We start from the raw sequence: 21,593 nt of genomic DNA, 5'->3' as shown, positions 1-21,593 counted from the left end.
GAATTGGAGGATTGCATGCATAATACATAGCGCTGTATTTCTTATAGCTTCCAATCAATATAATTCTTTTATGTTTTAGTATACATGTTCTAATACATTGAAGCAAGTATTTTTATGATGTGGTAGAAAATGAGTGTAGCTGATGAAGGATATGTTTAGCTACAAATTCTGCTAATTGTAGCACTGTCGCTTATAAACTGCTAAATAGTTTCCATCTTGTTGAATCATGTTTAATCATGAATAGATAAAAAGTACTAAATACTCTCATTTCATGCAACATTATCTGCAATTAATATTAATATAAAAATGTTATTTGTACTATAACAAAAGGATGTAAATTTGAATATGCAACAACGGGAACGGCATGAACCTAAATTAACGTTTTTGCCTTCCTTGACCCCTCTATCTTATTTAGAAAGTGGCTTTGCCTGTATTCAGCATCAAAATCAACTATATCAGATAAGGAAACTTGATGAGATGGACGATGCCAGGCATACAGCCTATCAACAGTTACGTGGTGATATTTTTGTGCGTTCTCTGGGTTGGTCTCTTCCAATTGATGAATTGGACCGCGAAAAAGACCAGTATGATGAGTTAAAGTCACCCTGGATTAATACCCATTGCGTTTTTATTTCAGGTAGCGAGCAAGAGGAAAATCTTCTAGGTGGAGTACGTGTATTTGAGCTTTCTGATTGGGGTCAATCTATGACCTTTAATGAATTTCGTTTGAAAGGTATGATTCCCGATTCCGCACTTGAAGTACTTCAAAATACCTATCAGGTTCGCAATATGATAGAATTGACTCGTCTTTGTGTGGTGCGTAATAAAAAGCGTATATCACTAGATACATCGCTCGTTGATTTTACAGCTGTACGTGATTACGTTTATTCATGTGCATATGTGCATGCAGAAAAGGTGCAATGTAGATATGCTCTGGCTATTGTTGACTACGCCTATTATGTAGTTTGCAAGCGGTCCAAGTTCATTTTTGATGAGCTCTATACTCGGTTTGAAAGGCATCAAAAAGGCGGTTATGCATTGATAGTTATTGATTTGTCAGCGACTATCATGGCTATTCAATCGGCTGGAGATTATGAACGTGCTCAGCGTATGGTGCAGCTCTGTCAGAACCCTTCTCTATTTTTAAAAGGATGATACCATGAATGATTCATTGAGCTTCCCTGAAAACACATCCTGGTGGCTACGTTTAACCGCGCCACCCGGAACGCAATCCTATGACATTATTCCGGATAGAAAAGCACGAGATCGTTTACGTAAAGCGGGTCTTATCAGTGGTGTTGCCCCTTTTGTCTTTTTCGCTCCTCTTCTTCTAGCAGGACAAGCAGCAGATCCAAGTACATTAACAGCTATCGGTGTATGCATGGCGGCCTCGGTTGTTGCCCTTGTTTTTAACCGTCTGGGACAGCAGACGGTTGCAGCGCTATTGTTGATTCTGGCTATGGATGCGGTTATCGAGAGCGCTTTGCTGCGCGCGCCTGGTGGTCTGGGTGATGCTTGGTTGCTCACTTTCGACTTATTTTTACTACCTCTATTTTTACCCGGCATGCTTCTTTCTCGTAATGCTATCTGGTTCTTTTTGGTGTTGCATGTAGCTTTTATTCTTGGTGATTTTTACTTACTTCCACATTCAGCCGACTTGGATACTCTGGTGGCGCACTGGGGGCAATCTGTGGCCTTTGCACGTCCCCTTATTCTAGAGATTGGCATTGGGTTGCTATGTTTTTTCCAGGTACGTTCTACCGATCAGGCCATTGCACGGGCCGATCGCGCCGAAGAGATCGCGGCTCTACAGCGTATTATAGCTGACCAGAAGGAACAGCTGGAAGCAGATATTTACAAGCTTTCCGAGGTTCTCTCGCAGGCTGCCAATGGACGATTTAATGTGCGGGCGGATGTTGAACGTGGCAATATTTTATGGCGCGTGGCGAGTCAAACCAATATGCTGCTGACTCGCCTGCAGACGTCACGCCAATCGGATGCTGTTTTGAAGCAAACAGAAATCGAGGTAGCGCGGCTCATCGATGCGATACGTGCCTCAAAGCGGGGCGAACAGGTTATCTGGCCTTTACCAAGCGGGGGATTGGCGGATGGTTTAATTGCCGAACTACGCAATATGCCAGCCTCTTCGGGCACAGGTAGCACTCCGCCGAATCGACCGCGTCCGTCGCAGTCACTTAATCCCTCTCTTTATCCTCGGCGTGAGAATAATACCCGATAATAGAGCTGTAGCAAAAAGACCAGGTACGCCATGTAGCGTACCTGGTCTTTTTGCTAATAAAAAAACTTTTCTATGGGAGGAACGCTTATGCATATCTTTCTAAGACCTGAAATAGGATTTTAGAAGATATATGGTCAAAAGTACAGGAAGGGAACTGGTCTTTCAGGCAAGGTCAAAGCTTGATATATACGCTACTCTGACTTATATAAGCATTGGATTATGATAGATTTTTGAGCGTATGAGAATGAAAAAAGGGTAATATGACATGGGCTTAGAAGAAACGGTTGAAGATAAAAGAGGACTGGTTCTGGTGATTGGAGCGACCGGGAATGTTGGCCGAAACGTGGTGTCTCGTTTGTCGGAGCTAAATGTTCCCGTGCGTGCACTGGTGCATAATCCTGATAACGCTGACCTGCCGCATGGCGTTGAGATTGTATGTGGTGATCTATCGGAGCCAGAGACGCTGGAAAGGGATCTGGATGGGGTCAAAACTGTATTTTTGGTGTGGCCGGCGCTGCCGGTTGGACTGGCTCCGGCTGTTATCGAGGTGCTTAAGCGGCGTGTATCCCGCATCGTCTACCTCTCGTCGATGGGCGTGCGCGAGGAACGAGTGCAGCAAGTTGATCCGATCAATGAGTTTCACGCGTCGATTGAGCGGCTAATCGAGCATTCTGGTATAGGGTGGACCTTTTTGCGTGCCAGCGGATTTGCCTCTAATACCTTAAACTGGTCTCAGCAAATCCGTTCTGATAGCGTTGTACGCTGGCCCTATGGGGAGGCTACCCGCTCGCTGATCCATGAGCGCGATATCGCGGAGGTAGCGGTGCGCGCGCTGATCGATGATAAGCATAGCGGCGCGAAATATGTGCTGACTGGTCCCCAGGCTTTGACCCAGATTGAGCAGGTGCAAACTATCGGCCAGGTCATTGGCCGTCAATTGCGTTACGAAGAGGTCTCGCCGGAAGTTATGCGTCAGCAGTTCCTGATTCATATGCCATCTCAGATGGTAGATGGCATGCTCAATGCCTGGGCCGAATTTGTCAGAACCCCCGAGCCGGTTACACATACGGTAGAGGAGATTATCGGTAGACCGGCTCATACCTATCGTGAATGGGTCAGTGATCATGCTGGCGCCTTTCGCGCCTGATGTTTCTGCAAAGGGGAGCTGAGCATGCGCTTAACTCCCCTCGGGAGTGTATATCGATGATTACTCTTGAAACAGCTTTATGATAGGGGCCGCTTCTTCACCACCGGCTTTCGCATGATCGAGCAGTGAGATACCATGCGGGCCGCGCAAGTGGCGGGCATTGGGAAATGCCTGAAGGATAGCCTGAACGACCTCTATCTGGCCTAGCATGGTGGCCGCGAAGATATCTATCCTGGCGCCTCTTTCAAGCAAATAGTGGGCGATGTCTTTTCTGCCCATGTGCGAGGCGGCCCCGAGGGCTGTTTCCCAATCACCTCCACCCCAGTCCCAGGCGGCATTGATCAGCATTGGCTCTTGCTCCAAAAGCGTGGCGACTCGTTCGGCATCACCGTGGGCATTGGCGACAAACTCATTGACTAACGTTGGATCGAGGGCGGCTTTTCTCTCCATAAAATCTGCTCCTTTGTACAGAAGATATATAGTGTTGCCATTTAAGGATGAGTATGGCACAGAAAAGACCGATGTGCTTCTCGAAAATCACTTTTTTTGGGTACGATACGTTTTTGGGGAGCAGCCAACGCGTTGATGAAAGAGCCAGCTAAATGAGCCCATACTCTCGAAGCCAAGGGAGAGGCAGATCTCAGTTATCGGAAGATCGGTTGTGGTCAGTAATATTCGGGCGCGTTCGATGCGCTGCTGAATGAGGAACTGATGCGGCGTTTGTCGAAAAAGATGCTTGAACATACGCAGGAAATGATTGGGTGAAAGCTCCGCAACCAGGGCCATCTCTCGCAGTGTAACAGATCTTTCTAGATAAGCTATGGCATATTCCCTGGCCCGGTAGAGTCGGCGATATAGTTCTTGACGAGTCGATACCCGGAGAGCGGGGAGCGTCTCTATCTCTTCATAGACATGGAGGTGAACCTGCAGTAGTTGTTGCAGGAGTTCGTGGAACCGCTCATCGAGCCATGCCTGCTCATAGTTTCCTCTGGAGATCCGCGTGCGCAGCGAAAGCAGGAGCGGAGATACAGAATCACTATGCCGATAAGTGCGTTCGAAAAAGTGGAGTGGGATAATGCGTTCTGGTTCCGGATTATCAAGTAGGTCGCGGGTGGGTGTGACGAGGCTGCGATAGACTTCTTCGGCCAGTCCAGCTTCAAAAAAGAGGCAGAATGATTCAACATTCTGCGGAGCCTCAATGGTGATAGCATATGGCTGGTTCTGATTAACGATCAGGTATGAAGCATCGTCCACCGCGTAGTATCCCTTGCCAAGGGTGTAGAGGGCCCGCCCGCCGAAAAAGGTCTTTATGGAGAGCGGCGCTAATCCTTCCCAATAATACTGCTGCGCTCTCTCATGCAAAATAGAATTGGAGCTTACTTCATATATTTTTTTGTCCGCTGACGCGTGTGAATTTTCATTTGAACTCATCGCGGTGACCTCGATAGCTAAATAGTTATTACCAGCCGATTGCTCATTACTGGATTATACAATGGTGCAGGCAAGTGCAGTCACACATTTTTTTGTGAGTGAGACTGCACAGAGAACACCTAGAGACTGGTGAGGATCTCTAGAATGGTGTGGTGGCTGCGTGAGGGGTCGTGTGGATTGATAGTGGTAGTAATCTCGTCGGCCCCGGCCTCATGCAATGCGTAGAGTCGCTGGCGGATTGTATCCTCATCTCCATAAAGGAAGAGCTCATGGATCAGTTCATCAGTGAGAGTATTGTCGGCATTGAGCGGATAGCCCGCCTCCTTGAACAACTGATGATAGGTAGGGAAGGAAGAGTAAACCGAGAAGGCTGATTGCGCGATCTTGCGTACAATCCCAAAATCTTTTGTCAGCACGATAGGTGCGCTCACGCTCAGCGGTGGTCGGGAACGGTTGGTCTGGCGAGCGCCCTCCTCCAGAGTGGGAATGGCGACCGAACGCACATAAGAGGGTGGAGACCAGATCAACATCGCCCCATCCGCCATCTCGCCTGCCAGGCGCAGCATGTTTCTGCGCAGGGCCGCCACTACTATAGGAGTGCGTGGTGGCGTGGTTCCTGGGGGCAGTTCCGCGTGGACCTTGTAATATGTGCCGTCGAGGTCGATACGCCCCTCCCACAGCATACCGCGCAGCACGCTGATATATTCCTTCAAGTGGTTGATGGGTTTGCCGAAGTCGAGTCCATACGTCTCCTCGATGGCGGGTTTATGGCTGGCGCCTATGCCCAGGCGGAAACGCCGGGGGGCCAGCTCACCCATTACCAGTGCCTGGTTGGCGCGGGCCAGCGGATGGGTAGGATAGGTGATGGCGATACCCGTTGCTAGCTCAATGCGGTTCGTCTGGACCGCCGCAGCCGCCACGATACTAAAGCCATCTGGACCAACCGGCCAGGAGGGGACCCAGGCGCGCGGAATTCCCGCCTCCTCCGCCTCTTTGATCCCCTGCAGGACCTTCTGGGTGGTCGGAGGAAATATAACTACACTAACTGGAAATGTTGTCATGACTTATGAGCATCCTTTCTCGTTAAATCACTTCATGAGTATATCTTAACATCCATAATAATGAGCAAGGAACAGCAGGGTGACATGCCCGGCCTGGGCATGTCACCCTGCTGTTCCTTGCTCATTATTTATCTATCCTGGCGTGAACTTTTCAGCAGGATGGAGGCGATGGCGACCAGGGCCAGCGAGAGGATGAGACCGATAGCGAAAGTGATATGGGCCGTAATCCAGTGGCCGACCAGGGCCTGGGCCAGCGGTCCAAGCATGACAGCGGCCGAGATGGCCGAGCCACGTATGCCCATCAACTGGCCACGATTCTGTTCATTTGAGACACCCAGGTAGATGCCGCCCAGCGCGGGACTTGCCAGGGCACTACCCAATCCTGCCAGCGCCGATCCCACCAGCAAGAGAGGATAAAGAGGAGCAATGAACATGAAGGCATTGAGGGTAGCGAAGAGTATGCTACCAGTGATGATCAGCGGCTTCTTCGGCAATCGTTCTGAGAGGCGTCCCAGGAAGAGTGGCGAAATGGCCATTGCCAAACCAAAGATGCTGATCACCAGGCCGTACTGGACCGTACTGTAGTGCAGCACCCTCTCAAAGAAGAAGGGATACTGTGGCATCACGAAGGGATAGGTGAAGATGAGTCCGAAGTCGATCAGCAGGAACGGCGCCACTAGCCAGATCAGGCTGTAAAAGCCGGTATCCCTTGTTTGTGAGCGCCTGGCGTTGGATTTTGTTATCGGCTGCTTTGTTTGCACACGCTTCTCTCTGGGCAGCGTCTCCGGTACCAGGAACACGGCCAGCAGGGAGGCCAGCAGGGCTATACCAGCGCATAGGAAGAAGGGGCCTGTAAATCCTAATAACTGAGCCAGAAAGCCACCAATGCCAGGCCCCAGCGCGATTCCGGTGGCCTGAGCCGTCGTGATATAGCCGATCCAGCGTCCCTGTTTCTGTAGTGGAATGGTATCGCCGATCATGGCCATAGAAGCGGGCATCAGACCAGCAATCAACATGCCCTCAACGAAGCGGATGAGAATAAAGAAGACCGGAATATTCACCAGGGCAAGCAGAATATTAGTGACGATGAATCCAGCCAGCGAAATAAAGAGTACCGGCTTGCGACCGACGCGTCCAGACCAGGTTCCCATAGGGGTGCTAAACAGGAACATGCCCAGACCAAAGGCCCCTTCCATCAGTGCCAGGGTTTCGGCCCCCAGTCCCAGGGCCTGTAAACGCTGTGGAAAGATTGGCATAATGATCGCGAATCCCGTCATCAGCAGGGTAATGCAGCCGATAAGGAACAAAAGAGCGGTAGTGATTGTGCGTGGTGTTTTTTCTGCAACTGCTATCGTAGACTCAGCACTGATGACATCTATATCTGTCAAGCTGATGGTATCTTGCTCCACAAGCGTTGTATGCATGAGAATTCAACCCTTTCCCTGGTATCCTTCGTATTTTTAAATGAAACTTGTAAATTGCAAGTATCTTTTCTAACTCTTCTATTTGAAGATGGTAAAACCGGAAATGGAAGCGAGATCGATCAAGTATATGCCTGTTGGCTTCGTTCTATCTGCAACCCTCTTGCTTTGAATGCCCTCAATGCGAGAGGTGTTAACGGGGAGGCACCGCTGGATGCTTGAAATACTGAGCGGTGCCTCCTGCTATCTCATTACTTATGCGGCCTGGCGCGACACATTGGATAAGCGTCCGAAGAGCGGGTCAGCGGTGAGCAGAGCTCGTCGCCCATAGGCGACAGACAGGCAAAGCAGACCTACTACCAGCGGCATCAGTGCTCCAACGGGATCGCCCGCCACAGCGGTATATATCGTCGCACCAATCATAATAATGACCAATCCAGAGGCGGCCAATGGTGTCAGCCCCGGATGGATGCGTAGCAGGATGGGGAGGGTCAGGCCGATCGCTCCGGCGATCTCGGCGCAGCCGATGAAGTGTACAAACAATGCTGGCAGTGGCAGTGGCATCATCGACTGGAGCATCTCGACCGGTGTGGTGAGCTTCATGATTCCGGCGGACAGAAAGGTACATGCCAGCAGTAGCTGAACAAGCCAGAGGATCGTGGTTAGTACCATTCGACGACGCTTCGAAACTGTGTGGTTTTCATTTTTCTGCTGATTGCTGATTACCTGACTCATGTTCTTTATCTCCTTCTTCTTCATGCTGACCTGCTAGGTATTTAATTACTTGCAATTTGCAAGTGTAGATACTATAATATTCTTATACGAGGAAAGAAAAGTGGTAATTTTGGCAGACATTTTTAGAGATTACGAAATCTCCACAGAGTGCTGATCCTCAGACAGCAGGATAAAATACGTATGAAGCACAAACGACAGCGGCGTTCAGATTGTCCGATTAACTACGCTTTAGAGGCTATTGGTGATCCATGGTCCCTCTTGATCATTCGTGATATCGTCTACTTTGGGAAGAAAACCTATGGAGAGTTTCTGGCCTCTGATGAGAAGATTGCCACCAACATTCTGGCCGATCGTCTTGCCTTGCTAGAACAAAAGGGCATCATCGAAAAAAGGCCATCTGACTCTGACAAACGCAAAGAAACGTTCAGCTTGACCGAAAAAGGACTCGATCTGATCCCCATTCTGGCGGAGATGGCAAACTGGAGCGCCGCCCACGATCCGCAAACCGGTGCTCCGCCCGCCTGGATCGCGCTCATGAACTCCGACAAAGAGAAGATGCTTCGTCTGATGCGTCAGACGGTACAGGATGGCCGTGCCATCTTTGCTGGTCCCCATAGTCTGGTCAGCGAATTTCTATAATTGTTCCAGATAGCAAAAACCCTGTGGAGCGTACGCTCCACAGGGTTTTTGCTATCTGGAACAATTATAGAAAAGAGATTTGGGAGCGACAGTGCCCCAGGCTGGCCAGCCATCAAGTAGCTGGTGCAACCAGCTACTTGATACTTCCTACTGTAGCTCCTTTGATGAAGAAGTTCTGGCTAAACAGGAAGAGGATGATCAGCGGCAGCACCGTCAGCAGGGAGGCTGCCATCAGCAGATTGAACTGGATGTCGTGGGTTGAACGGAACACCTGCAGGCCGATCGACAGCGTGCGCTTCATATCATCCTGTAGATAGATCAGAGGTCCCATAAAGTCATTCCAGGCGCTGATACCAGAGAAAAGGGCCACGACCGCCAGCGCCGGGCGCGACAGCGGAAGGATGACGCTCCACATAATCTGCAGTTCAGTGGCTCCATCCATACGCGATGCCTCGATCAGTTCCTTGGGGATCTGCAGCAGGAACTGGCGCAGCATAAAGATAAAGAAGGCGCCGGCAAAGAAGTGGGGCACCACCAGCGGCAGAATCGTGTTGATCCAGTGCAGGCGTGCGAACAGATCAAACTGCGGCACAATTGCGATCGGGAACGGGATGAACATCGTTGCCAGCACGATATAGAAGACCTTATCGCGCCCTGGCCACTCAATGCAGGCGAAGCCATAGGCCACCACCAGGTTTGCCAGCACCGAGCCAATGATTGTCAGGACTGTAATCAGCAAGGTATTGCCGAAGTAGACACCAAAGGGGATCGTACTGACTGCCGCCGCAAAATTTTCAAAGTGCAGTGACGTCGGGAAAAAGCTCGGCGGAAACTGCGATAGGTCGGTCGTCGACTTGAGCGCGGTACTCACCATCCAATAAAACGGCACAATGTAAATAAGACACATAATGATCAGGAAGATGCGTGGCCCGGCCGTCTTCATTACACGCTGTGTGGCGGCCCGCCGACGATAGCGCATCATCTCATCTGTCTCTATATCTTTTTTGTCTATAACCTGTGTACTCATCGCTATATCCTCCCGGTGATAATGTCGTTTTTCACGCTATCTTGCACTTAGCTAACCAGTTCATAGTTCACAAAACGCTGTGAAACGCTAAAGAGCACGCCAGCCAGGGCCAGGCCTATGATGAAGAGAACCAGGGACAGGGCGCAAGCGTAACCCAGCTGGGCATAGGCGAAGGCATTGCGGTAGAGATAGAGCATGTAAAACAGGGTGCCGTTATTAGGACCACCATTGGTCATAATGTAGGCTTGCTGGAAAATCTGCAGCCCACCGCTGAGGGCAGTGATCAGATTGAACAGGATAATCGGTGATAGCAGAGGGATCGTGATCGAGAAAAAGCGGCGCAAGGCACTGGCGCCATCGATGCGTGCCGCATCATAGAGCGTATCGGGTATACCGCGCAGGCCGGCCAGGAAGATCAGGGCCGCGTTGCCGGCCCCCAACTGCGCGATCGCGATAATCACATTCTTCGCGCCCGTCGGATCGCCCAGGAAATTCTGGGTGGGCGCCCCGAACAGTGAGAAGACGTAGTTGACGATACCGTACTGTGGATTGACCAGCACGATAAAGATAAAGGCCATCGCGAAGGCTGGCAGAATCGAAGGCAGGTAGAGGATAGCGCGGTAGATACCCACCTCGCGCACTTCGCGGTTCATAGCCACCGCCAGCAGGAGAGCTACTACGATTCCCACAGGGATGGCCCACAGGACATAGTAAAGCGTATTTTCCAGCGATAGCCAGAAGAGGCTGTCGGTGAACATACGCGTGTAATTTTGCAGTCCCAGCCAGACAGGAGTTTTGAATCCCGAGTAACGCGTGAAGCTGAACGCGATAGAATAGATCATCGGATAGAGGGTGAAGATGATCACACCGAGAATCCAGGGACTGATAAAGAGCAGACCCTTCGTGAGATTGAGGCGATCGCGCCGACTGAGTCTCGGCGCAGATTTCGGAGAAGACTTTACTGCTAACACAACACTGTCTCCTTGTGTATATAGGGGCGCAGGAAGCATACACCTCCAGCAGTACAACATCATCGTTTATAAGCCAGGCAAGCAAAGCGGTGATACGTGGGTTTACAACGTTCGGCAGTCAATTTATTTGTACGGGTTACTCCAGCCTTCAAGCTTAAATGGACAATACTGCTGCATCTGTGGCTGAACGCGATTATAGTACTCCTGCAAAGCTTCTTTAGGAGTCGCAGTATTGAAATCCACCTTATCCTGAGCCGAACTCAGCTCATCGCTGATCTGACCACCAACTGGCAGTGGTGGGCGACTGACCGAGTACTGCAGGAGATTGGCAAAGAACGTATGGCCCGGATCGAAGAGCTGCTTGTCATTCAGCAGGTCTTTCCAGGTTGGCAGATGGCTGGTTTCTTTCGTATAGATACTCTGTCCCTCTGGACCGGCCATAAAGCGCATGAAGCGATAGCCACCATCCGCGTTCTGCGCGCCTGTTGGAATGGCCAGCGCGAAGCCACCCGACCATGTAAATGGAGTCGTGCGATCATCGGGAATGGGCATATAAGTCACGCCATAGTCCAGTTTGGGTACATATTGTTTAATGCTGGCCAGATTCCAGTCGCCATCGATAGCGAAGGCCAGATGGTTGGTGAAGAAAGGATTTTGCGAAGGAAGGGCGTTGGCGGGTTGATACGTTGCCAGGTAGGTGCTGACCTTCTGATAATTCATGGCCTGCGACCAGTCATGATACATGTTGAATGTATTCAACATCGCCGGCTCCAGTGGGGTCAACTGGCAGGTATTATTGTTATAGAACTGAGCTCCAAAGTCAAGCGCCCACGTAGTATGGAAGGCCTGTCCATACCAGGGAATAAAGCCGATGCGATCATAGTTGCCATGGGAATCCGTATGATTCACCTTGAAAGCAAGCTCCTTCAACTTGCTCATCTTGATCGGCCCATTCTTTGGATCAAGGATGGATGGGTCGATGCCCGCCTGACGCAGCACTGTTTTGTTATAGTATAGCGCGCGCGCATCGGTATCCATTGGAAGGGCGTATGGATGGCCTTGAAAAAGGGCTTCAGACCAGGCAAATGGAAGATATTGTTTGGAAAGATCCTGGTTCTCTTTGCTGGTGTAAGGGTAGAGATCCGACAACAGGCCAAGAGCTGCCTGCTGTCCGACCGTAAAACGGTCGATCAAATATGCATCCGGGCCGACTCCGCCACGGACCGACGTGATGAGCGCGGTTGAATCGCCCGTGCCCGTGGTTGGTTCAGGCACGACATTCACATGCAGGTCCGGGTTCGCCTTGTTAAAGGCGTCAGCGATGTCACGCTGGGCTTTGATACCGATATCATCGGTAATACTGGTCCAGAAGACAACCTGTTTAGGGCCGCCCGCGCTATTACCACAGGCGGCAAGGACCATTGAAAGAAGAAATAGCGAGATGAGAAGGATACGTGGCTTCCTTAACCAATGCCGTATACTCATATAGGGCTCCTTACATTGAGCACTGAAGGGCATAGACCTCTACAAGTCTATACCACTCAGCGCAGCGCGCAAACAACGTTGTTTTGCAATGTAGCTGTACAACAAACGATCATTATTGTACCGAGCACGAACAAACCCACTGGATCGACGCTTGCTTATAGAAAAGTATAACATAATGTGAGCCTAATATGCACCACTTTGCTGTGTATAAAATAACTTTTTAATTAAAGAAATAGTGTGAGATTAATGAATTGGGATGAATTGCAGAGATTAAAAGAAATTTTTGCTGCAGGAAAGAACTTATGTTCATGGCAACGGTATCAGGGATTATGACATCGTTGTCAGAGATTATGACATCGTTGTCATGGATGGGGCATTTTGTAAAAATATGAGATTTGCGCCGTATCAGATACACTGATACTACTTATATCTTGTGGTTAGTGACCGTTTTCATAATATTAATGTAATCTTTATATTTGATAATTTATAGAATGACGGCGTAGGCTGTTGTTATATATAATAGCAATGGCTATCCAGAAAAGCTAGAAAACAGGCGCAAAAGTCAATCTTTGCGCCTGTTTTCGCTAACTTTTTCTAGACGAAGGGAATGAGGTCTGCTAATGATGATCAGACGGTGATGCGATCAAGGTCGGGCGAGTATCCTTCGTCGTTATAGAATTTGATGGTATTGGTGCCGGCCTTCAGTTGGACCGAGACCTGCATCGCCTGGACTTGATTCCAGTTATTATTACTGAGCCCATGGTAGTCGAGCAGCACGCCTGATCCTCCATTGACACTGATATACATAGACCGCTGGCTATCGCCGTCCGTGTAATACATGGTCATGGTATAGATGCCGGCCTTCTTTTTGGTGATGGTATTGAACTGGACGCTGCCACCGCCACCCAGGTTGCCCACTTTTTCACTGCCTGAGCAGGTAGAGCAGACGACGATCTGCGCATTGCCGCCCAGCGTATTGTTGGTGGGTGACTCGGCCTCGTAGGATACGGCCTTATCGCCATTGAACGGTGGAACCGTGTGGGAGTAATGTGGAACCATTTTGACGGTCAGCAGTCGAGAGCCATGAGCCGGCAATGTGGTGCTATAGCTATCGGTGGCCTGTCCCAGGTCGCTATGCTGCCAGACGTCGCGAACATTAGCGGTACCCGCGAAGCCCAGGTCTTGCCAGTTGGCTGTGACCGTGGCGCTGGTGTTGTCCAGGTTGAAGAGCGCGACCGTATAGGAGCCGTCGCTGTTTTGGGAGTACCAGACCTGCTGGTTGCTGGATTGCGCCACTGGTCGAGCAGGGTGACCGGCTTGATCGATGGCGATGACCTCATCATTGGTGAGCAGAGAAAGACCATAGTCATCTAGTTTCGTCAGGTCGTCTCCAGTATAGAGTGGGGCTGCCTCGATCGCCCATAGCGTCATGGTGGTCTGGCGCTCGTCGTTGTTCAGGCCATCCATGCTGCCGCTACCTACATCCAGCGAATCCAGATTGTTCCAGCCGCCCGGACCCGCATCGTTGATCCAGGGGACCACATCGGTGAAGCGCTGCTTGACGGAGTTGTTCCAGGTTACAAGGGTATTACAGTAGCATTCCACGTCGGTATCGACGCGCCAGCCATTGCTATAGGTCTTCCAATAATCGGCATAGTTATGGTCCAGTGCCCAAGAGATGACGAACTGGATCGGGCGCTGGGTCTGGACCAGAGCCTGCGACCACGCTTTGACGTCGGGTCGATTGTCGGAGGTGGCCGCATTATTGATGAAGGAGCCAGGAGTTACACCATCCAGCTTCATGAAATCGACGCCCCAGTTGGCGAACTCGTTGGCGATAGAATTGATGTAGGCCTGCGCGCATGGATTCGAGTAATCGATGGCGTAGGAGCCCAGCCAGCCATTGGTCTTTTGGAGCGGTTTTACAGCGATATCCTGCGCGTGACAGCTGGTGCCATAGATGGGATAGTTGTTATTGTAGACACCTACATCCAGGCCCGCGCCATAGTAGATGCCCACCTTCAGACCCAGTTGATGGATGTAGTTGACCACGCTGGCCATCCCATTCGGGAAGCGATCGGGAAATGGGGCTGGACGTCCATAGGCATCGTATGTCGGGTTCCAGTTGTAGTCCATCCACCAGCCGGCATCGATGTTGACGTAGTTGTACCCGTGGGATTGCAGCTTCGCATGCAGAGCGTCCGCCTGTGCTTCGATGTTGGCGGCGGTGAGCCAGTTTGTATTATAGCCTGGATATTTGGTGGACTCCAGGCTCCAACTGCTCCATCCCATATATGGGGTCTGGGCCAGTCCATTCGTCGCTGATGGTGCCGGGTTGCCTTTAGCCTCGGCTGCAGAGGTAGTGCTAAGACAGGCGCCCAGACTCAGGACAGTTAACATAAGAAGGAAAAATATACGAGCAGAATACATAGTGGTAGCACGAGGAAACTTCCAGTGTTGAAACATTCCATGACCTCCTTGTATGGTGTCTCTTTAAAGATAAGATAAGCTATCGCTTCCGCTGGCAATGTCACAGATTTATAACCTGTTAGCTGTAATTCCTCCTTCCCTGGTGATCAATACAACTGTTACTGATGAGCTGTTGCCATGTTGTGCTTACTACTCAGCTAGAAATTTAAAGCCTGGATCGTTCAGGTGCCCACCTGAGCTGGTGATAGAAAGAAGTGCCGTAACACAAGTGTGCCCGCTCCCTGGGCCCAGCGCGTACTGGTCACTGGTGCGATGACCAGTGGTAGGTCATCGTCCAGGCGAGAGAAGATGTACCTGTGCATGGTCTCTCTCATCGAGGCAAAAAGCACGTCGTCCGGGTGAACATGGGCGCCGGTCAGGATAACGCACTCTGGATTGAAGATATTGACCATTGAGGCCAGGGCGGTTCCCAGGTACTTCCCGGTCTGTGCCAGCAGGGAGTGCAGGTGTTCGTTACCCTCGCGGGCGGCGGCCCGGATCTCGTCGAGCGAGAGATCAGCGGCTAACCACGCGTCGTCTGGATGCTTCTGGCGCAGTTCATGATAGCTAGCAAGGACGCCGTGGTCAGCCACATAGGCCTCAAGGCAGCCCTGATTGCCGCATTCACAGCGTCGGCCATCCGGAACACAGGGGATATGGCCAAATTCACCCCCCAGCCACGTGAGCCTCGATAGAGATCATCATTAAGGATCATAGCCATACCTACACCACGGCCCAGCGTGATTACCAAAAAGTCGCGATACGGCCTGCCATGACCATAGAGCTTTTCATAGCTTCCCAGGCAATTCACGACGTTATCGAGATAGACTGGCATCCGCAGAGCCTGAGAAAGTGGATCAGTGATGGACAGATCGTGCCAGTTGTGAATCCAGTTGTCCACGCTGCTGCCGGTCTGGGAATTGACATTGCCCGGAAAGCCGCAGCCAAGCCCCAGGATCTTTTCGCGTGGCACCTGGCAATCCTCCAGGAATGTTTTCACTTTTTCTGCAATGACCTGCACCACATTGACTGTGGAATCATGCAGCTGTACCTGCCAGCAAGAGTCCTGAACAATCTCTCCTAATAGATTGAGCAACACAACCACTATCTCATCGTTCTCGACCAGGCTCAGTCCGAGCACATAGGCTCCGTTGGGGTGGACGCGCAATAATCCCGCTTTGCGCCCCAGATTTGAGTTAGCAACTCCCTGCTCCATAATCAGCTCTTGCTTCAGCAGATCGGTGGCGATGCTTACCACAGTGCCGGTGCTCAGACCCGAGAGCTGCACCAGCTGCGTGCGTGATACCGGGGCGTGGGTACGAATCAGGTTGAGCAGTGTGCTCTGATTCATACTGCGCATAAGATTGCGATCAACGGAGACTACTTTGCCCAAACAAATCCTCCCCAGTTAGTATAATTAATTCAGATAGTGATTGAATTAATTATACTGACAAATTTCACATGCGTCAATGCTTGTTTTTCCTGAGGATGGGTCTTACTTCCGTCACCCCGGGGAGACGTGAGCGCCCCCGCATTGGTTTTGTATGTTGGTGCTCCAGGGCGCATCAGCGCCCTGGAGCACCAACATACAATGGGCTGTTGAGCATTGCAGATGCCCAGGCATTGATATGCCGTAGGGCATACTCATGAGCGACAGACACTTTGTGAGGGTTGGTGGCGATAGGCGAGGCTGAGCCCCTTGCCTACTGGCAGAACCATATGTTCAAAGTCGGGGAGGTTTTGGACGGTCGCCAGGTAGTCGGCGATTTCATCGGGATGGGAATGGACATTGTCGGCCAGCACCAGTACATCTGGGGTGAGTCTGGGCAGCAGGAGGTTTAACTGGGCGGGCGCGCTGAAGCGATCGGCGTCGAAAAAGACAAAATCGAAGGGACCTGCCAGGTCCGCGACGATGCTGGTAGCATCTCCCTGTACCAGTTGTACGACGTCGCGCAGGCTGGCCCGGCGCAGGTTAGCATCGGCCAGCTGATGTTTTTCTGCTTCGCGATCTATGCTGATCACAGTTCCCCCATTGAGACGAGCTGCCCAGGCCAGCCAGATGGTGCTGTAGCCATTGGAGGTGCCGATCTCCAGCAATCGAGTTCGTTTGCCGCTGCGCACCAGTACACTGAGTAGCTGAGCGGTTTCAGGTTCCAGATTCAGCCTCTTCTTGCGGCGTTCCTGTGCCTGCGCATCGTTGCGCTGTCCCTCCTCATACAACTCAGTGAGCAGGGCTTGCAATTGCTGGTCCATGAGCAATGACCATCCTTCCTTTTTCTCAAATAAATGCCTCTGGTAGTTGTTGCACGCCAACAGGAGTACCCCATAATAGAGAGATAACCTGCTGTGCCAACTGTGTATCGCCACTCGTCCAGAATTGTACGTCCCCAGGGGTCGGATCTTCGTTCAACAATTCGCGAGCCTCGAGGACGTGATGTAACTGGCGTGCGACCGCTTCTCCTGTATCGATCAGCACAACCTCTGGCCCGGCCACCTCTGCGATAAGTGGACGGAGATGGGGATAGTGCGTGGAGCCGAGGACGATGGTATCGGCTCCGGCCGCTAGTAGTGGTGTGACATAGCGCTCGATAAGCGCACGCGTGGTTGAGCCTGTGAGCTCGCCCATCTCAATTTGTTCGACGAGTCCTGGAGCGGGCTGTATGATCACTTTGACATCTTGTCTAGAGCGTTCAAGTAGTGTAGTAAAGCGTGTGCTTTGGGAGGTAGCAACCGTTACGAGGGCCCCGACAACACCTGTTCTGGTAGAGGCGACTGCCAGCTTCAGAGCTGGTTCTACCGCGACAATCGGCACAGGAAAGGTTGAGCGCAGGAAATCTACCGAAGCTGCTGTCGTAGTATTGGATGCTACCACCAATGTCTTTACGCCATGCTCAAGCAAGAAATGTGTAAGTGTCAGCGCGCGCTGCTGGATATACTCCAGCGATTTGTCGCCATAGGGTGCATGACGAGAGTCAGCTACGTAGAGCAAACGCTCCTGGGGAAGGGCTTTACGAAGGGCTTGCAATACAGTTAAACCCCCCATTCCTGAATCGAAAACGCCAATTGGCGCGGAAGTGTTCATAAATTATTATCCTCTACATACAAAGGTTGTGTTTGATCTATGCTCTATCATACCACGAAGGTCATGAAGCGTATCCCCGCCTGGGGCGGGAGTGGAAGGGGGTGCAGGAAGGGCTGACCACCCCTCCTGCACCCCTGCTTTATGCCGAATTTAGTTATTAAAGATCATGGTGAGAAGATACGCAGGAGCTCCAGGTGAGAACAAAGTTAAAGTTCTAGCTGGAGTCCTGTACGCTACAATTTATATCAGCTCATTTACTGAATCCTCGTAATCGCCCTGCCACAGATTCCTCATCTCTGCGTTGCTTGCCAGCAATTCAGCCAGCGTACCCACGGCGTCGACTTTCCCATCTTTGAGGACGATGATGCGGTCGGCGCGCTGCATGGCGATGCGTCTATGGGTGACTACCAGGCAGGTGGCATCTTTGTGCTCGAAGATGCGTTGCCAGAGGGCGCGCTCGGTCTCAACGTCCAGTGCGCTGGACAGGTCATCGATGACCAGCAGCCCGGCGTCGCGCACCAGCATGCGTGCCGCAGCCGTGCGCTGCACCTGACCGCCTGAAAGCTTAACCCCGCGCGTGCCCACTGACGTTTCCAGCCCCTCCTCCAACGCTTCTACGTCGTGCTCAAGCACGGCACCGCGTATGGCGGTTTTGAGGGCTGTGTGGTCGTCGGGGAGGCCCAGCAGAATATTCTGCTTGAGTGTCTCGCTGAACAGGCGCGGCACCTGTGCCGTATACGCTGCACGGGGTGGCACGAAGAACGTAGCTGCGTCCTCCACTACCTGACCGTTCCAGCGGATCTCACCTTTTTCCATTGGTAGCAGGCCCAGCAGGGTCTGCAAGAGCGTGGTCTTGCCCGACCCGACGCGTCCCGTTACCACGGTCAGGGTGCCACGGGATAAGCTCAGGTCCACCCCGGCGATACCACGACCCGAATGAGGATGGAGATAGGTCAGCCCACGTGCCTCCACATGATCCAGGTGATCTGACTCGCGGTGCACTGGTGCTGGTACGACAGGCAAGGAACCTTTCAAGTGCATAGGAGCGTGCTCCACCAATGTAGAGAGTGGGGCATCGCCCAGTAAGGCGCCCATGCGTTCAAATGCAACCCCGGTCTGCTTGTAGACGGCTAGAAACTGGCCGATCCCCGAGGTAAAGTCAGCGATGAAGCTTAGATACGAGATGAACAGGGCAAAGTCGCCCACCGTCATACTGCCCCCACGTATGCTGCTGGCGGCCAGCAACATAATCAGGCCTGTACCCAGGCTGGCCGTGTTGTTCGTGATGGCGCTGAGGGCCTGCGTCGCCAGGCGATCAGTCAGCATGGTTGTACGACGCTGCTCGTTTAGTCTCTGGAAGTGAGCCACGGTGCGCCCCTCGGCCCCGTTAGCCTGCACCGTCTGTACCGCGGCCAGGATATCACCGATGGCACCGGTGACTTCACTGGTAGCCTGGCTACTGGCGGCACGGTAGCGTTCCAATGCTGTGCTGGCGCGTCTCGCTATGATCGCCACCACGATGAGCGGTACGATGGTAATCAAGGCCATACGAGCATTGATGTTCAGGAGCACTACAAACGCTACCACGGCAAACAGGCCCTGACCTACGATCTCATCGCTCCAGTCTATGTTGTCCTCGGCCTGGTAGGCATCGTCGCGGAAGCGGCTAATGGCGTCCCCGATAGAGTAGGGCAGCGCGTAGGCACCGGGACGATCCAGGACGCGCCGCAGCAGGTTGCGCCGCAGTAGATTGCTCATGGTGAAGCGCATCATAATTTCGGCTGAGCCAGCGGTGAGCATCAGGATCACGCGGCAGACCGCGAGCACTACCAACAGGATGATGACTCCCGTGATACCTCCAGGCAGGTGCGCCTGTCCGGTCAGTGTATCGAAAAAGGCGCGGGCGAGCAGACCTGCCAGCAGTGTGGACAGATTGAATGTGCCCCACAATGTTCCATGAAGCAGGTAGAGCCAGAGTTTGTAGCGTACCATCTCTAACAGGTAGCGCCAGGTTGGGAGCTTGTTCATATGCTAACCTCCTCCTTCGAGATCCGCAGCAACCCGGCGAAGCGTGAGCTGGGATCGGCGGCCAGGGCGAGGCGAGGTCCATGCTCGCGCACCTGTCCATCCTCCATAACCAGAATATCATCGGCATACGTGATGGTATCCAACCGGTGTGCCACGATGATGCCTGTTCGGCCCTCAAGCAAGCGACCTAGCGCGGCATGAACCAGCCGATCCGTGGCCGGATCCAGGCGCGAGGAAGCCTCGTCCAGAATCACCAGGTCGGGATCGCGTAGCAGGATGCGCGCGCAGGCCAGTACCTGTGCCTGCCCATCGGATAATCCCGCACCACCTGACAGGAGCTGCGTGTCCAATCCATCCGGCAATTCCTGTAGCCATCCGGTCATTCCTAGCTTCTCTAGTACAGCGCGAATCTGCTCATCTGGCACACTGGCGTCGAAGATGGTCAGGTTGTCGCGCACGCTGGCATGGAAAAGGTGCACCTCCTGGGTGACCAGCCCGATGCGCGCGCGCAGCGCTGAGAGGTGAACCTCTCGTAGATCTACGCCTCCCAGGCGCACTGCTCCAGTTGATGGATCATAGAAGCGCAGCAGAAGCCGCGTCAGCGTAGTTTTGCCGCTGCCGGTGTGGCCCACGACGCCCAGCACGCGTCCTGGTTCCAGTAACACGTTGACATCGCGCAGCACCGGCGCGTCTTCGGAATAATGAAATGAGACTCCATCCAGTTCCACAGACAGTGGACCTGCTGGCAACTCGGCGCCGGGACCATCAAACACGCGCGGAGTTGTGTTTAAGAGCGCCTCTACGCGGGTCATGCTGGCATCTGCCTGTTGCAGGTCCTGTATCTCGTTGCGGATCTGCTCGGTTGGCTGGCGCAGCATCTCGGTACACTGAAAGATCAGATAAATCATGCCGATGGTCAGCGTACCTGATCTGAACAGGATGGCGCTCACAGCCAGGGCGGTCGCCGTGCCGAGCGCGAACATTCCCAGGCTGGTGGCGCCCAGGCCGTAGCCCCACATCTGCGCCTTGCGGGTGATGGCGAGCCATGCCTGCATCAGTTCAGCGCAGCGGCGCATCACAAACGCACCCGCTCCGCTCGAACGGATATCCTGTAGTCCAGCCAGATACTCGCCCAGGAAGCCGTAGAAATCGGCGTTGGCCTGGCGCTCAGCGGTCCAGGATGGTGTGGCGGCGGCACGGATGCGCAGCATGATTGCCATGGCCAGCACCACAAAGGCGCTCAATCCCAGTCCCACGCGCCAGTCCACGTAATAGAGTAGCCCGAGCACACCCAGCAGCAGGGCGCCGTTGCCGAGCACATAGACTACAAAGCGCGAGAAGAAGCGAGCCAGGGTCGCGACATCGCCGTCCACGCGCTCAATCAGCTCGCCCGGCGTATGGGATGTGTGAAACCAGGCATCCAGCTGTAGCAGATGCTCGATAAGGTCGGCACGCAGCATGTTGGTGGCCGTCCAGCTCACACTCTCGGCCACATAGGTCTCAGCGACCGCCAATCCCTGTCCCACCAGGGCCAGTCCCATGGTCAGCAGAGCCAGCAGGATCAGCTTGTTGAGATCGCCGTCAGAGATGGCCTGATCAATGAAGTAGCTGGTCACCAGTGGCGTGGCTACCTGTACAGCAATGGTGGCGCATAGGATGATGGTTAGTAGCACCATCCACGGCCAGCGGGGTCCGAGATAGCGGATCAGCAGCCGTCGATAGCGGTTTAAGGTCTGAAATGCGCGCATTAAACCTCCCTCATCTCGCCGCGGACGGCAGCTAATTGAATAGATGCAGAGAAGAAGACATTCGGATCGTGTCTTAAGTGAATATGCATGCAGCTAATGTATTCCTTTTG

Annotated in this window: 18 protein-coding genes and 1 pseudogene; 4 read left to right on the top strand and 15 right to left on the bottom strand. The window is 52.5% G+C overall.

The features are described from left to right. The first annotated feature begins 345 nt into the window (after window positions 1-345). From AABA21_RS01315 to AABA21_RS01305, 3 genes are all read left to right on the top strand, one after another. Window positions 346-1,155, top strand: a complete 810-nt coding sequence (locus AABA21_RS01315) for a hypothetical protein (RefSeq protein ID WP_338247035.1) — start codon at window positions 346-348, stop codon at window positions 1,153-1,155. A 4-nt stretch (window positions 1,156-1,159) separates the two neighbouring features. Beyond that, on the top strand, window positions 1,160-2,239 hold the full coding sequence (locus tag AABA21_RS01310; RefSeq protein ID WP_338247033.1) for a hypothetical protein: 1,080 nt from the start codon (window positions 1,160-1,162) through the stop codon (window positions 2,237-2,239). 265 nt (window positions 2,240-2,504) lie between these two features. Beyond that, window positions 2,505-3,386, top strand: a complete 882-nt coding sequence (locus tag AABA21_RS01305) for an NmrA family NAD(P)-binding protein (RefSeq protein WP_338247030.1) — start codon at window positions 2,505-2,507, stop codon at window positions 3,384-3,386. Window positions 3,387-3,446: 60 nt separating this feature from the next. On the opposite strand, the gene AABA21_RS01300 is transcribed toward AABA21_RS01305, so the two are convergent. From AABA21_RS01300 to AABA21_RS01280, 5 genes are all read right to left on the bottom strand, one after another. Continuing rightward, window positions 3,447-3,836 (bottom strand): ankyrin repeat domain-containing protein, encoded by a 390-nt coding sequence (locus AABA21_RS01300; protein ID WP_338247028.1) that lies wholly within the window; start codon window positions 3,834-3,836, stop codon window positions 3,447-3,449. Between the two features lie 87 nt (window positions 3,837-3,923). After that, the gene (locus AABA21_RS01295) at window positions 3,924-4,817 is read right to left on the bottom strand and encodes a helix-turn-helix domain-containing protein (protein ID WP_338247026.1); all 894 of its coding nucleotides are present in this window, start codon (window positions 4,815-4,817) and stop codon (window positions 3,924-3,926) included. A 119-nt stretch (window positions 4,818-4,936) separates the two neighbouring features. Next, window positions 4,937-5,878 carry an LLM class flavin-dependent oxidoreductase gene (locus AABA21_RS01290; RefSeq protein ID WP_338247023.1) on the bottom strand — a complete coding sequence of 314 codons (942 nt, stop codon included), beginning with the start codon at window positions 5,876-5,878 and terminating at the stop codon, window positions 4,937-4,939. Between the two features lie 128 nt (window positions 5,879-6,006). After that, window positions 6,007-7,302 carry an MFS transporter gene (locus tag AABA21_RS01285; protein ID WP_338247021.1) on the bottom strand — a complete coding sequence of 432 codons (1,296 nt, stop codon included), beginning with the start codon at window positions 7,300-7,302 and terminating at the stop codon, window positions 6,007-6,009. A 252-nt stretch (window positions 7,303-7,554) separates the two neighbouring features. After that, window positions 7,555-8,034, bottom strand: a complete 480-nt coding sequence (locus tag AABA21_RS01280; protein ID WP_338247019.1) for a DoxX family protein — start codon at window positions 8,032-8,034, stop codon at window positions 7,555-7,557. Between the two features lie 180 nt (window positions 8,035-8,214). On the opposite strand from AABA21_RS01280, the gene AABA21_RS01275 reads away from it, so the two are divergent. Beyond that, complete coding sequence (locus tag AABA21_RS01275; RefSeq protein ID WP_338247016.1) at window positions 8,215-8,673, top strand: winged helix-turn-helix transcriptional regulator; 459 nt, start codon at window positions 8,215-8,217, stop codon at window positions 8,671-8,673. Between the two features lie 133 nt (window positions 8,674-8,806). Here the strand turns inward: AABA21_RS01275 and AABA21_RS01270 are convergent, their stop codons facing one another. From AABA21_RS01270 to AABA21_RS01225, 10 genes and pseudogenes are all read right to left on the bottom strand, one after another. After that, the gene (locus tag AABA21_RS01270) at window positions 8,807-9,700 is read right to left on the bottom strand and encodes a carbohydrate ABC transporter permease (RefSeq protein ID WP_338247014.1); all 894 of its coding nucleotides are present in this window, start codon (window positions 9,698-9,700) and stop codon (window positions 8,807-8,809) included. A gap of 47 nt (window positions 9,701-9,747) precedes the next feature. Further along, complete coding sequence (locus AABA21_RS01265) at window positions 9,748-10,671, bottom strand: carbohydrate ABC transporter permease (RefSeq protein ID WP_338247011.1); 924 nt, start codon at window positions 10,669-10,671, stop codon at window positions 9,748-9,750. A gap of 123 nt (window positions 10,672-10,794) precedes the next feature. Continuing rightward, complete coding sequence (locus tag AABA21_RS01260; RefSeq protein WP_338247009.1) at window positions 10,795-12,156, bottom strand: ABC transporter substrate-binding protein; 1,362 nt, start codon at window positions 12,154-12,156, stop codon at window positions 10,795-10,797. A 627-nt stretch (window positions 12,157-12,783) separates the two neighbouring features. Further along, window positions 12,784-14,622, bottom strand: coding sequence for an alpha-galactosidase D (locus tag AABA21_RS01255; protein WP_338247006.1), 1,839 nt, complete (start codon window positions 14,620-14,622; stop codon window positions 12,784-12,786). A gap of 185 nt (window positions 14,623-14,807) precedes the next feature. Then, on the bottom strand, window positions 14,808-15,281 hold the full coding sequence (locus AABA21_RS01250) for an ROK family protein (protein WP_338250986.1): 474 nt from the start codon (window positions 15,279-15,281) through the stop codon (window positions 14,808-14,810). 29 nt (window positions 15,282-15,310) lie between these two features. Continuing rightward, a pseudogene (locus tag AABA21_RS01245) lies at window positions 15,311-15,841 on the bottom strand (ROK family protein); the annotation flags it as partial. A 428-nt stretch (window positions 15,842-16,269) separates the two neighbouring features. Continuing rightward, the gene (locus AABA21_RS01240) at window positions 16,270-16,878 is read right to left on the bottom strand and encodes an O-methyltransferase (protein ID WP_338247004.1); all 609 of its coding nucleotides are present in this window, start codon (window positions 16,876-16,878) and stop codon (window positions 16,270-16,272) included. Window positions 16,879-16,903: 25 nt separating this feature from the next. Continuing rightward, a complete protein-coding gene (murI, locus tag AABA21_RS01235) occupies window positions 16,904-17,707 on the bottom strand; it encodes a glutamate racemase (RefSeq protein WP_338247002.1) in 804 nt (267 codons plus the stop codon). A 240-nt stretch (window positions 17,708-17,947) separates the two neighbouring features. Further along, window positions 17,948-19,735, bottom strand: a complete 1,788-nt coding sequence (locus tag AABA21_RS01230) for an ABC transporter transmembrane domain-containing protein (RefSeq protein WP_338247000.1) — start codon at window positions 19,733-19,735, stop codon at window positions 17,948-17,950. Next, the gene (locus AABA21_RS01225) at window positions 19,732-21,483 is read right to left on the bottom strand and encodes an ABC transporter ATP-binding protein (protein ID WP_338246997.1); all 1,752 of its coding nucleotides are present in this window, start codon (window positions 21,481-21,483) and stop codon (window positions 19,732-19,734) included. Before AABA21_RS01225 ends, AABA21_RS01230 begins: the two co-directional genes overlap by 4 nt. Between the last annotated feature and the right edge of the window lie 110 nt (window positions 21,484-21,593).

The sequence above is a fragment of the Dictyobacter halimunensis genome (assembly GCF_036245075.1).
Note: the sequence above shows the minus strand (reverse complement) of the source record. Positions and strands in the feature narration are given on the sequence as shown.